The organism is Limnobacter sp. SAORIC-690 (assembly GCF_002954425.1).
In the GTDB taxonomy this organism is placed as follows: domain Bacteria; phylum Pseudomonadota; class Gammaproteobacteria; order Burkholderiales; family Burkholderiaceae_B; genus Limnobacter; species Limnobacter profundi.
In genome coordinates, this window is the sequence record NZ_MQVZ01000001.1 from 23055 (window position 1) to 35567 (window position 12513).

Annotated in this window: 10 protein-coding genes and 2 pseudogenes; 6 read left to right on the top strand and 6 right to left on the bottom strand. The window is 50.4% G+C overall.

The genetic code is table 11. The annotated features are described in order from the left end of the window. The first annotated feature begins 13 nt into the window (after window positions 1–13). Window positions 14–2727 (top strand): annotated as a pseudogene (pepN, locus tag BSZ31_RS00125) (aminopeptidase N). Window positions 2728–2751: 24 nt separating this feature from the next. Further along, a complete protein-coding gene (locus tag BSZ31_RS00130) occupies window positions 2752–3726 on the top strand; it encodes a class 1 fructose-bisphosphatase (protein ID WP_105027005.1) in 975 nt (324 codons plus the stop codon). Window positions 3727–3770: 44 nt separating this feature from the next. Here BSZ31_RS00130 and BSZ31_RS00135 read toward each other — a convergent pair whose 3' ends face one another. Beyond that, window positions 3771–5366: a M48 family metallopeptidase gene (locus BSZ31_RS00135; protein WP_146106534.1), complete on the bottom strand. Its 1596-nt coding sequence runs from the start codon at window positions 5364–5366 to the stop codon at window positions 3771–3773. Between the two features lie 167 nt (window positions 5367–5533). Between BSZ31_RS00135 and moaC the strand changes: the two genes are divergently transcribed. Beyond that, a complete protein-coding gene (gene moaC, locus BSZ31_RS00140) occupies window positions 5534–6007 on the top strand; it encodes a cyclic pyranopterin monophosphate synthase MoaC (protein WP_105027007.1) in 474 nt (157 codons plus the stop codon). A 3-nt stretch (window positions 6008–6010) separates the two neighbouring features. On the opposite strand, the gene BSZ31_RS00145 is transcribed toward moaC, so the two are convergent. From BSZ31_RS00145 to recA, 5 genes and pseudogenes are all read right to left on the bottom strand, one after another. Further along, window positions 6011–6520 (bottom strand): pilin, encoded by a 510-nt coding sequence (locus BSZ31_RS00145; protein WP_105027008.1) that lies wholly within the window; start codon window positions 6518–6520, stop codon window positions 6011–6013. Between the two features lie 143 nt (window positions 6521–6663). Next, the gene (sucD, locus tag BSZ31_RS00150) at window positions 6664–7551 is read right to left on the bottom strand and encodes a succinate--CoA ligase subunit alpha (protein ID WP_008252667.1); all 888 of its coding nucleotides are present in this window, start codon (window positions 7549–7551) and stop codon (window positions 6664–6666) included. Between the two features lie 53 nt (window positions 7552–7604). Continuing rightward, window positions 7605–8771 (bottom strand): ADP-forming succinate--CoA ligase subunit beta, encoded by a 1167-nt coding sequence (gene sucC, locus BSZ31_RS00155; RefSeq protein WP_105027009.1) that lies wholly within the window; start codon window positions 8769–8771, stop codon window positions 7605–7607. Window positions 8772–9039: 268 nt separating this feature from the next. Next, entirely contained in the window at window positions 9040–9540 is a 501-nt protein-coding gene (locus tag BSZ31_RS00160) for a regulatory protein RecX (RefSeq protein ID WP_206018516.1), read from the bottom strand. A gap of 70 nt (window positions 9541–9610) precedes the next feature. Beyond that, window positions 9611–10477: pseudogene (recA, locus tag BSZ31_RS00165) on the bottom strand (recombinase RecA); the annotation flags it as partial. A gap of 268 nt (window positions 10478–10745) precedes the next feature. Between recA and BSZ31_RS00170 the strand changes: the two are divergent. From BSZ31_RS00170 to BSZ31_RS16780, 3 genes are all read left to right on the top strand, one after another. Beyond that, window positions 10746–11309: a recombinase family protein gene (locus BSZ31_RS00170; protein WP_105027011.1), complete on the top strand. Its 564-nt coding sequence runs from the start codon at window positions 10746–10748 to the stop codon at window positions 11307–11309. Then, complete coding sequence (locus tag BSZ31_RS00175; protein WP_105027012.1) at window positions 11306–11716, top strand: hypothetical protein; 411 nt, start codon at window positions 11306–11308, stop codon at window positions 11714–11716. The genes BSZ31_RS00170 and BSZ31_RS00175 overlap by 4 nt, the downstream gene beginning before the upstream one ends. Beyond that, window positions 11713–12513: helix-hairpin-helix domain-containing protein (locus tag BSZ31_RS16780; protein ID WP_206018517.1), on the top strand; the 801-nt coding region annotated here is incomplete at its 3' end. The genes BSZ31_RS00175 and BSZ31_RS16780, both read left to right, overlap by 4 nt.

Below are 12513 nucleotides of genomic sequence, written 5' to 3' on the forward strand. Positions count from 1 at the left end.
AGGATTTCCAGGCATGAGAGACGCACAAGCACCCATCACCTTTTATCGCAAGGACTACACCGCGCCGAACTACAAAATCAGTCGCACTGATTTGACGTTCACGCTGAACCCTTCGCGCACCAAGGTGGCAAGTCGCCTGGAATTTGAAGTGTGGGACCATTCAAACCCTGACAACCTTCCACTTGAACTGGATGGGGAAGACCTTGAGCTGGATCAGGTGTTGCTCAATGGTGAAAAGCTGGACGCCACTCGCTACACTCAAAGCCACACGGGCCTGACCATTCACAACCCTGGTCGCGAAGGCGTTCTGGAAATTACCGTTTACATTCAACCCGACCAAAATACGCGGCTTGAAGGTTTGTATGTCTCCAACGGCAATTTTTTCACGCAATGCGAAGCCCAGGGGTTCAGGCGCATTACTTATTTTTCTGATCGCCCGGATGTTCTTAGCCAATTCACAGTCACGCTGATTGCCAACGAGGCCACGCACCCGGTCAGTTTGTCCAATGGCAACTTGATTGAAGAAAAGAAACTGGGCGAAGGCTTGCACATGACTCGCTGGGAAGACCCATTTCCCAAGCCTGCTTACCTGTTTGCCTTGGTGGCCGGTCGCTTTGTGTGCCAGGAAGAAACAGTGAAAAAAGGCAACGGCAAGCCAGCATTGTTGCAAGTCTGGGTTGAGCCAGGCAACCTGGATAAAACCGACTTTGCCATGCAAAGCTTGAAGAAGTCGATTGACTGGGACCGTGAACGGTTTGGCCTTGAACTGGATTTGGACCGCTTCATGATTGTGGCGACCGCCGATTTCAATATGGGCGCCATGGAAAACAAGGGCTTGAATATTTTCAACACCAAGTTCGTTCTTGCCAATCCAGAATTGGCTACAGATGTTGATTTCGAAAATGTTGAAAGCGTGGTCGGCCACGAGTACTTTCACAACTGGACAGGCAACCGGGTAACCTGCCGGGACTGGTTTCAACTCTCGTTAAAAGAAGGCTTGACTGTATTTCGCGACCAGGAGTTCTCCGCAGACATGATGGCCGAAGGGCTGGATGAAGTGCAGGCAGATTCTGCACGCGCGGTGAAACGGATTGAAGATGTAAAGGTGCTTCGCGCCGCACAGTTTCCGGAAGATGCCGGCCCTATGGCGCATCCCATACGACCCGACAGTTATCAGGAAATCAATAATTTTTACACCGTGACGGTGTATGAAAAAGGCGCTGAAGTTATTCGCATGCAGCACACCCTGCTGGGTGAACAATTGTTTCAGCGCGGGATGCAAATTTATTTTGAACGTCACGACGGCCAAGCTGTGACCTGTGAAGATTTTGTCGGTGCCATGGAAACCGCCCTGCAGGAAGCCCACCCGGAACTGGATTTGAAGCAGTTTCGCCATTGGTATTCACAGGCAGGAACCCCAGAGGTATCGGCAAGCTGGACGCAAACCAACGGCCAACTGGTATTGACCTTGAAGCAAAACTGCCGCCCTACGCCTGGCCAAGCGATCAAACCCGCCTTTCACATTCCTGTGAAATTGGGTTTTGTAGAAAAAGCCAGTGGTCACGATGTGCCCTTGCAGCTGGAAAGCAATACGAATGCGCTACATGGCGATGTACTTGACTTTACCGAACCCACGCAGACATTCGTGTTCACTGGCTTGGACAAACCGGTGGTGCCCTCGCTGCTTCGCAGCTTTTCTGCACCCGTTATTTTACAATCCGCGCACACTACGGATGACCTTATCTTTTTGGCGGGTCACGACAACGACCCATTCAACCGTTGGGATGCCTGCCAAAAATTTACGGCAAAGCCATTCTGGACATTTACCTTCAGCGCGGGCTTACCGATGGCGCAAACACCCAGGCCGCTGTGCAAATTGTGGAAAACTTGCTGAAAGACAAACAGTTGTCTGACGGCTTTTTGGCTTTGGCCTTGCAATTGCCCAGTGAGGGAACACTGCTTGAGGCATTTGACGGACTGGTAGACCCAGTTGCGATGCATTTTGCACGTACCACCTTGCGCGATTTGTTGGCATGTACTTTCGGGGCAGACTTCAAGGCGATCTACGATGCACGCAATTTAACAGGGCAGCCCTACAGCTACAACGCGGTGGCCGCCAGCCAGCGTGCCTTGAAAAATGTGGCGTTGGCCTATTTGGTGGCCGCAGGCGCGGACGAAGAACTGAATGTAGCGAAGGCTCAATATGCGGCCTCCAACAACATGACGGACAGAATGGCGGCGCTTAGCAATATTGTGCACAACGGACCAGGCAACCCGCCTGAATTGGCCGAATTTTTTGAACGCTTCAACAATGAAGCGCTGGCCGTGGACAAATGGTTCATGCTGCAGGCCACCGTACCTGCCAGCAATGAAAACGTGAACACTTTGCAAACAATGCGTGAACTGCTGAAGCACCCTTCATTCACTCTGAAGAACCCGAATCGCGCTCGCTCCCTTTTGGCTGCTTTTGCAATGCAAAACCCAAGTGTGTTTCACTCACATTCAGGTGATGGTTATGCCCTATGGGCCGACCTTGTCATTGAGTTGAACACCATTAACCCACAAGTAGCAGCGCGCATGGCGCGTGGGCTGGACCGCTGGACCAAACTGGTGCCAGCACTGCAGGAAAAAGCACACAAGCAACTTGAACGTGTATTGGACACAGACAAGTTGTCGCCAGATGTTCGCGAAGTGATCGGCAAAGCGCTGGACGCGGCCACCCATTGATTTTGAATTGAACAGAGGACAACGATGAGTATGAATTTGGCGCAATACCTTGAACACCACGCAGATGCGCACATGGGTGTGTTGATCTCGGCGATTGCCGACGTGTCGCAATCCATTTCCGCCGCAGTTCACAAAGGAGCGCTGAGCGGCGTATTGGGTAGTGCAGGTTCAGAAAACGTACAAGGTGAAACCCAGAAAAAGCTCGACATCATCGCCAATGACATGATTCTGGAAGCGCTTGCTGCAACCGGTGTGGTGGCGGGTATGGCCTCTGAGGAACTGGACGACTGCTCGCCCGTACCCGGGCATTCGGATCGCCCGTTCCTGGTACTGTTCGACCCGCTGGATGGCTCCAGCAATATCGACGTGAACGTGTCGATCGGCACCATTTTCTCGGTTCTTCCCAATCCTGATGTTGGTGAAATTACCAACGAAAGCTTCCTGCAACCTGGCACCGAGCAATTGGCTGCGGGTTATGTGGTGTATGGTCCCCAAACGTCGCTGGTACTGACATTTGGCCGGGGCGTAGTGGCGTTTACACTCGACCGTGAGGCTGGCCAGTACATCCAAACCAGCGAAAGTATGGATGTGCCCGAAGACACCAAAGAATTCGCCATCAATATGTCGAATCAGCGTCACTGGTATAAACCAGTGCAGCGTTACATCGCTGAATTGCTGGAGGGAAAAACCGGCGTGCGTGGCAAGGACTTCAACATGCGATGGATTGCCTCCATGGTGGCCGATGTGCACCGAGTGTTGACCCGGGGAGGTATTTTCATGTACCCCAAAGACCTGCGCGACCCCAACAAGCCTGGCAAGCTGCGCCTGATGTATGAGGCCAACCCGATGAGTATGCTGGTGGAGCAAGCTGGCGGCAAAAGCTTCGATGCGACCCAGCGTATTCTGGACATACAGCCGACCGATTTACACCAACGCTGCGCGGTGATGCTGGGCTCGGCCAATGAAGTACAACGAGTCAGTGATTATCACAAGGATTAACTCAGCTTCGTTTGCTGGCTGATTGCCAAACTTAGTTGCCGAACTTAGTTGCCAAACCTGGCGAATTCACGCTCAGCGTCGGCTTTGCGTTTGTATTCGCGTTGTTTGGCATCAATTTCAGCCAACAGATAATAATTATCCCTCGCATACCGTTTGGCAATTTCAGCCTGTTCAATTGCTGGCAAATAGGCTTGACGTGCGTTGTAAGACTGAGCCAGAGCCATGTGGTGTTCCGCCGGCTTTCGCAAAGCCAAAGCACTTTGGGCGAGCAGATCAAAAACCTCAGGCACAGAGCGATAGGCCTGCGAAAGCTCTTTCAGGTATGCATCTGATTCCGCAAATAAACCCAAACGCTGTAAGCCCTCGGCATACAGCAGACGAACTGACATTTCACTTCTAAATTCATTTCGCAGGGAAGTCAGTTGCCCAAGCGTGACCTTTTCCTGCGCATTCAAGGCCGAGCGCTCCCGTACAGGACGCTGGTCCATGGGTGCAGAGGCCAATGGCAAGCTTACATCCATGGCCATTCTCATGCGCTGACTTTGAAGCAGCAAGGGCACCTCGGTTTTCTTGACCACAGACTGCCCGGATTTAAACAAATCGATGGCCTTTTCACTGGCCGCAAGGGCCTCCTGCTTTCGCCCCATGGAATTCAAGACCAGCGAACGGCCGTACATTAACGCCACTGGATCTTTGATACCCTCTTGCTCATTGGGGGATTCAAAAGTTCGCAAACGGTCTGCCAACTGTTGGTTGCTTCGTTCCGCAAACACAATGGACTTGACCCGGATCAGCTCAAATTCCAGGCTTGACTGATTTTGACTTCGATTCGAGCTGCTTTCCAAACCAGCCCGGTTACGAATGTCGGCAATTCGCTCGGTGGTTAGCGGGTGAGTACGCAAATAGGAAGGCGCATTGTTTTCATAAAGACGAGATGCTGTTTGCAAACGTCCAAAAAAATCCACCATGCCCTGAGTATCAAAACCGGCTTGCTGAAGAGTCAAAAACCCAACCCGATCCGCCTCCCGTTCCGCATCGCGAGAAAAGGACAATTGCTGATCAATGGAGTAACCAGCGCCTGCTGCCATGAGGCCAGAAGCTGCTTGTGGATTGGAACCCGCCACCAGCAATGCGGCAATCATGGCCGCAGTGGCGACGAGACTGGTTTGCTTTTGTTGCCCAAAACGGCGCGCAATGTGGCGCTGGGTCACGTGCCCCACCTCGTGCGCCAACACGGAGGCCAATTCGGATTCAGTTTGGGAAGCCGCAATTAACCCTGTGTGCACGCCAATGTAGCCACCCGGCATGGCGAACGCATTCACCGATTTGTCGGTGACCAAAAAAAACTCAAAGTTGGATGGAGATTCCGAGGCAGCCTGAACGATTGTGTTGCCCAAGCGGCTGATGTAGGCCGTAATTTCCAGGTCGGTGTTGACCGCGCCAAAAGCCCGATAATCCTTCATGATCAGGGCCCCCAGTCGGCGCTCATCCTGAACAGAAAGCTCGACCCCACCCGCATCGCCCAGGCTTGGCAAGTTATTCAAGCCATCCGCATGCGCGATCGGCGACAACATGGAAGACAGCAGCAGGGTACTGCACAGCACACTCGCAACACTTTTCCGAAAATCAAGACGCATCATGGGCTTTTTACGGTGGTAGTCTGGGTATGATAGCGCGATGAAAAACAAGTTCAATCAACTTCGGGCGTAGCACGGCTTTTCCTTGGGTAAATTTAGGTAAACGCCTGGCAGGCAATGCGACCAGCACCTATGAAGTTAAGACAATCAGTCAGCAGGGGATTAATACAATGAACGGACTTACGCACTTTGACCAAGAAGGCAATGCACACATGGTCGATGTGGGCGGTAAAACCGAAACCGAACGCAAAGCCGTTGCCACGGGCACCATTCAGCTGGGGCATGAGGCCTACGCTATTTTAAAAGCGGGAACCGCCAAGAAAGGCGATGTGTTGGGGGTCGCCAGAATTGCCGCGATACAGGGGGCAAAACGCACCTCTGATCTTATTCCATTGTGTCACCCACTTCCACTGACTCGACTGGCAGTTGAATTTGAACTAAACGATGAACTGTGCGAGGTTCATTGCACCTGCACCGCGCAAACCGTGGGCAAAACAGGGGTGGAAATGGAAGCCCTGACCGGTGTTCAGGTAGGGCTTCTCACCATTTACGACATGCTTAAAGCGATTGACAAGGGCATGGTCATGACTCAAACCAGACTCGTCGAGAAACGCGGCGGCAAAAGTGATTTTAACAGCCAATAATAGTTAACCGTTGTTGCGACAAGCGGCAGGCAGGTATCTGAAATTCGCAACACCCACGTTGGTCAGACAACGCCATTGGCTGATCGGCAGGCTGGCATCAGTTTGGATGGTTACTCCATCGGCCATAACCGGCCTGAGACGAATATAGTGAGTATCTGTAATTGTGCTGGCAACTTCCCTTTCCCTAAAACTAACTTCGATAACTCCATTAGTGCGCACTATTAAATTATCCGCGTATCTTGCGTTTATCGCAGTACCATTGCCGGTTTGACAGCCAGCTTGGGACCCATTGGCAGGCCATCTACTTGTTGATGCAGCAAACTCGACAATACCTGTTTTACAGGCTTGAGCAAGATTGACTAACTCAGTCACTTTAGAGCGATTCAGGTAATCCTGAAACGCCGGGATTGCAATTGCCGACAGCACGCCAATAATCGCAATACCAATCATTAGTTCAATCAGGGTAAAACCCTTTGAAACCTTACTTCGGGTAACAGTTCTTGGCGTATTCATCGTCGCATTCCTCACATCGAAAAGTGGTGTTGAGAGCCCATTCTTCGGTGTTCAGCCTGCGTGAAGTACCCCCGCTAGTTAAAAAGAAAAACCCCACCATTCTGAGTGAATGGTGGGGTTTTAGTGAACTGCGACTTGACTACTCAGGCCCCGATGGCCTTCTTCAACAATTGACCCATCACGGAGGGGTCTTTGGTCACAGTAATACCGCACTCTTCCATAATGGCCAGCTTCTCCTGAGCTGTACCTTTACCGCCAGAGATGATGGCGCCAGCATGGCCCATGCGCTTTCCGGGGGGCGCTGTTACACCAGCAATGAAACCAACCACGGGCTTCTTCATGTTGTCCTTCACCCACAAGGCAGCTTCTTCTTCATCGCTACCACCAATTTCACCAATCATGACCACGGCATCGGTGTCGGGATCGTCATTGAACATTCGCATCACGTCGATGTGCTTCAGCCCGTTCACGGGGTCACCACCAATACCCACGGCTGTGGACTGACCCAAGCCCAACTCACTCAACTGGCCCACTGCCTCATAGGTTAGGGTACCGGAGCGAGACACCACACCAATACGTCCCTTTTTGTGAATATGGCCGGGCATGATGCCAATCTTGATTTCATCTGGCGTAATTACACCTGGGCAGTTTGGACCCACCACGATGGTTTTGCGACCCTCCCGGCGCATGCGATCACGCACCTCGATCATGTCACGGACGGGAATACCTTCAGTGATACAAATCACCAAATCCAGATCAGCTTCTACAGCCTCCCAAATGGCAGCCGCAGCAAAAGGGGGAGGAACGTAAATCACAGATGCGTTGGCACCGGTCTGTTTTTTGGCATCGGCCACCGTGCCGTAAATTGGCACACCTTCAAAATCTTCGCCAGCTTTCTTGGGGTTTACACCTGCAACAAAGCAGTTCTTGCCATTGGCATATTCACGGCACATGCGTGTGTGAAACTGACCAGTTTTACCAGTAATACCCTGGGTAATTACCTTGGTGTCTTTGTTAATGAGAATAGACATTGTGAAAATCCTTTTTCGTGTTGAATGGCTGTCAAATGTGGAGCAACGGGCGCTTAAGCGCCCTTGGTTGCAGCCACCACTTTTTGCGCAGCCTCGCCCATGGTGTTCGCTGCAATGATTGGCAAACCAGATTCAGCCAAAATTTTCTTGCCCAAATCTTCGTTCGTACCTTTCATGCGCACAACCAGAGGAACCGACAAACCCACTGCCTTCGATGCAGCCACCACGCCATCTGCAATCACGTCACAACGCATGATGCCGCCAAAAATATTCACCAAAATGGCTTTCAGGTTGGGATTTTTCAACATAATTTTGAAAGCTTCTGTCACTTTCTCGGTGGTGGCACCGCCGCCCACATCCAGGAAGTTGGCAGGCTCGCCACCAAACAACTTGATGGTGTCCATGGTGGCCATCGCCAAACCAGCGCCGTTCACCAGGCAACCAATGTTGCCGTCAAGACTGATGTAGCTCAAGTCGAATTTGCTCGCTTCGATTTCAGCAGGATCTTCTTCGGCCAGATCCCGCAAGGCCACGATTTCGGGATGACGGTGCAAAGCGTTGAAATCGAAGTTCAGTTTCGCGTCCAGTGCGATGATGTCGCCAGAGCCAGTCAAGATCAGTGGGTTAATTTCGGCCAGACTGGCGTCAGTTTCCCAAAACGCTTTGTACAAACCTTGAAACGCCACACGCGCTTTGGCAACAGAACCCGCGGGAATGCCGATTTTCACTGCCAAATCATCGGCCTCTGCGTCTGTCAGCCCTGCAACGGGATCCACGTACACTTTGTGAATCAGTTCTGGGGTGTGTTCAGCCACTTCTTCAATTTCCATGCCGCCTTCGCTGGATGCCATGACGCAGACCCGCTGGGTAACACGGTCGACCACCATGCCAACGTAGTATTCCTTTTTGATGTCTGCACCTTCCTCAACCAGCAAACGGCTGACTTTCTGGCCTTCTGGGCCTGTTTGATGAGTGATCAACTGCATGCCCAGAATTTGGCTGGCATACGTTTTTACATCGTCCATGCTCTTTGCCACTTTCACGCCACCGCCCTTGCCGCGACCACCTGCATGAATTTGCGCCTTCACAACCCAAACCGGGCCGCCCAGTTTTTCCGCGGCTGCAATGGCCTCGTCAATTGAAAAACAGGGATAGCCGGTAGGCACAGCCACGCCGTACTTCTTCAGAATTTCCTTGCCTTGATACTCGTGAATCTTCATTTGAATTCCTTGCTGGGAAAGTTAATGCAAATCGGCTAGACGCAACAAGGCGGCTGAACTGACAACATTGTAAAGTGGAGAGTGTTTTTTTCGCGTGACAGCGCAAGCGGGTTCTCGGACGTAAAGCCGAGGCAAGGATGAGGCATGCCAAGCATGCTATGAAGGTTTTTATCCATCTCTTTCTTTGCTTCTTGTGTCGTTGAATAACGCTTCGTTATTTAACTAGACTATCACTTCTATGGAAACACATAAGCCGACCGGAATAATATCACGCATTGGATTTGAACTCAGCCAGAATGCGCCGCCAAGCGCGTTCAATGTTGCCAAATTCAAACCCTCGGGCTGAAAGCCCGCGATAAACCTTGGACTTCAAAACCAACAATTGAGCCTGATCAACAGCTGAGTCAACACCCAAAACGCTTTCAAGACTTGAAAGCTGCCTGCGCTTTATCCAGTCATAGGCTCTGTCTTCTTCACTGCTCGGGATTTGGGTTTCTGAATCATCGTGCGAAAGCGACTTAAGGTCTCCCAAACCGTGTTGCCCCAATTCGGCGGAAATTGCACGATCCCCAAAAGTTGAGGCACGCCTTCGAAACAGACTCAGTTTGAAACGCTCATCGGATTGAAATTGGTGCGAAGTTGCCCATTCAATGGCCTCTTCTACCTCAGCGGGCTCGTAACCGCGCTGCAACAACTTTGCTCGAAGTTCGGTTTGACTGTGTTCCCTGCGGGCGAGCAAGGAGACAGCCTTGGACTTGGCGGAAACCACGGGCTTGCTAGAGCCCGTAGTACCTCCGAATGAACGCCCATTTGACTTAATAGACGACTTGATTGGCAACTTACTCGGCGTCTTCGACTTCATTCTTCTTTTTGGCAGCAGGTGCGGCTGACGCTTCTTCAAGCAAACGCACACCCAGCTTTTCACGGATTTTGTTCTCGATCTCTGCAGCCATCGCCGGATTGGCTTTCAGGAAATCGCGCGCATTGTCTTTGCCCTGACCAATTTTCTCGCCGTTGTAGGAATACCAGGCGCCAGCCTTGTCAACAAAACCATGCAACACGCCGAGATCAACAACTTCACCCTCTCGGGATGTGCCCTGACCATACAAAATATCGAACTCAGCCTGCTTGAAGGGAGGACTTACCTTGTTCTTGACCACCTTAACGCGAGTTTCGCTACCGATAACTTCCTCACCCTTCTTGATGGAACCAATTCGGCGAATGTCCAGACGGACCGAGGAATAAAACTTCAGGGCGTTACCACCAGTTGTGGTTTCAGGGCTGCCAAACATAACCCCGATTTTCATTCGAATTTGGTTGATGAAAATAACCAGGCAATTGGTGCGCTTGATATTGGCAGTTAATTTGCGCAGGGCCTGGCTCATTAAACGGGCTTGAAGACCTGGCAGGGAATCGCCCATGTCGCCTTCAATTTCAGCTTTGGGTGTAAGGGCAGCCACGGAGTCAATAATTACCAGATCAACAGAACCGGAACGAACCAGTGCATCGACAATTTCCAAGGCCTGCTCGCCAGTGTCGGGTTGGGAAATCAACAAGTCAGGCAAGTTAACACCCAACTTGGAAGCATATTGGACATCGAGCGCGTGTTCAGCATCGATAAAAGCACAGGTACCACCCAGTTTTTGCATTTCCGCAATCACTTGCAAGGTCAAGGTGGTTTTACCGGAGGATTCCGGGCCGTAAATTAATGGTAAGTGGAAAAAAAGATGAGGTTGTCGTACACACGACTGACTAGCAAACTTTAGAAATCGAGCCTCACTCAAGTCGCTCATTTCACTCAATCCTTTCCTGTTCTTTCATACAGTATATGTGTAAAGCTACCCTAGCGAAAGAGTTACTTTGTATAAAAAGTGTGCCTTCCTTTATTTGCATGCAAATAATTAATTGTTGTTGACTTATTTTACATTATATCTACACTGCAAGAAAGCTATAGCTTTCTTGCAGGGGTGCACAATGTTAGTTGGGTATGCGCGGGTATCGACTAGGGACCAGAATCTTGAGTCTCAAGTTTCCAAATTGAAAAATGCAGGTTGCGAAGAAATCTACGAAGGTAAGTATTCCGGAGTAGGTCAAGCAAGTGACGAGGCCCTTGAAAAGTTAATTCATTTTGTTCGCAAGGGTGACACCGTTGTCATCACTCGTCTCGACCGTATTGGCCGTTCGTTAAAATCGATTATCAATACGATTGATGAAATCACAAGCAAAGGGGCCACAGTTAAATCTTTAGATGGTGCATTCGACACTAGCTCAGGAAGCGCTATGTCAAAAGCCTTAGTTCATTTACTTGGTGTGTTTGCACAACTTGAACGTGACTTAATTGCAGACAGGACATCGGAAGGGCAAAAACGAGCCAAAGCAGCAGGAAAACACGTTGGTAGGCCGCCAAAGCTCACTCCAATTGAAATTAAACAGATAAAGAGTGACCTTGCAGCAGGATGCTCCGTGTCGAGTCTGGCGAGAAAATACCAAGTGACTCGCCCAACTATTTCAAAGTTCAAACTTAAGGATTCAAAATGAGTCAAGGGCGTGGGATTGAAATAGTGGCGCTTGTTGAGACTTGGATTGCCGAGCGAGACTTAGCGGGAGACTATGAGGACTATGAGCGTCAAGGTAAAGTGAACCGACAGGCCCTCGCCGTAGAGCTTGGATTTGCCAGGTCGTGCTATTCAACGAACTCAAAATTGCTCGAATTGTTGCACGCGACAGAATGTCGGTGGTTTGGCGAGAAAAAACAAACTATCAACAGCTATAAGGCTGCAGCCGAACGCTCAGATAAGAAAGCCACAGAGACAACAGCTAATAACAACAAGCTGATTGAGGAAATAGCTCGCCTGAAAGCTGAGAACTTATCCCTACGGCGGCAACTGGAGAGATACGCCGCTATGGATGAAGTTATACAAGCAACTGGACTTGTTCGACCATGATTGTTCAACTAACCAAACAGCGCTCAATGAATATCTTCTCGGCTGTTGAGATTTCAGACATTGGGTTGGTTATCCGCAGAAAGGGCCCCCTTGCCGTCGAACTTCCTGAAGTGGTTTTGGGTGCAGCGCAAAGTGGTTCAGTGTGGCGAGTCGAAGGCACCTCAAAAAATAATATCTTTCAACAAAACGGATTTCTAATTTCCGAGGAACGCCTGGCTGCGACCTCGGCAATTTTCTTGAAACCGTCGGGAGACCTACTCGCCCGTTGGATTGTTGAAAATATAGAGGGAATTGGTGAAGTAAAAGCTAAACGTCTTGTTAGGGCACCCTTCGACTTGGACGAAGTGGTCAGGAATAGAGACGTTGACAAGCTTGTTCAAATCCAAGGGATTACTGCAGCTTTGGCTCAGCAGCTTATCGATAAGTGGCTACCCTCAGGCTACTACCGAGCAATAACATGGTTACAGACTTCTGGTTTACCCCTGAACCTGGCTGGGGCCCTCGCTCGTGTATACCAGCACGAAGCGGTCGAAAGATTGAGAGAAGACCCATATATACTCGCGAGCTTTGGAATATCGTTCAACAAAATTATCGAGGTTATCGGTAAATTAAAGCTCAAGGTGCCGAATGACCACACACTTGCTGCAATCGCAGAACATGTAGCAATTGGATTATGCAGCCGCACCGGTTCTACAGTTGTATCCAGAGACTTGCTCCAGAAGCATGGACAAACTATTTGCAAAAAATATGGTTTGTCCGCTGATAACCTCATACCCACCGCTCTAAAAAAAGGAGTG

What these genes read in the sequence shown, in the direction of transcription:
- BSZ31_RS00130 (WP_105027005.1), top strand. Translation starts at nt 2,752, where the DNA reads ATGAGTATGAATTTGGCGCAATACCTTGAACACCACGCAGATGCGCAC.
- BSZ31_RS00135 (WP_146106534.1), bottom strand. Translation starts at nt 5,366, where the DNA reads ATGATGCGTCTTGATTTTCGGAAAAGTGTTGCGAGTGTGCTGTGCAGT.
- moaC (WP_105027007.1), top strand. Translation starts at nt 5,534, where the DNA reads ATGAACGGACTTACGCACTTTGACCAAGAAGGCAATGCACACATGGTC.
- BSZ31_RS00145 (WP_105027008.1), bottom strand. Translation starts at nt 6,520, where the DNA reads ATGAATACGCCAAGAACTGTTACCCGAAGTAAGGTTTCAAAGGGTTTT.
- sucD (WP_008252667.1), bottom strand. Translation starts at nt 7,551, where the DNA reads ATGTCTATTCTCATTAACAAAGACACCAAGGTAATTACCCAGGGTATT.
- sucC (WP_105027009.1), bottom strand. Translation starts at nt 8,771, where the DNA reads ATGAAGATTCACGAGTATCAAGGCAAGGAAATTCTGAAGAAGTACGGC.
- BSZ31_RS00170 (WP_105027011.1), top strand. Translation starts at nt 10,746, where the DNA reads ATGTTAGTTGGGTATGCGCGGGTATCGACTAGGGACCAGAATCTTGAG.
- BSZ31_RS00175 (WP_105027012.1), top strand. Translation starts at nt 11,306, where the DNA reads ATGAGTCAAGGGCGTGGGATTGAAATAGTGGCGCTTGTTGAGACTTGG.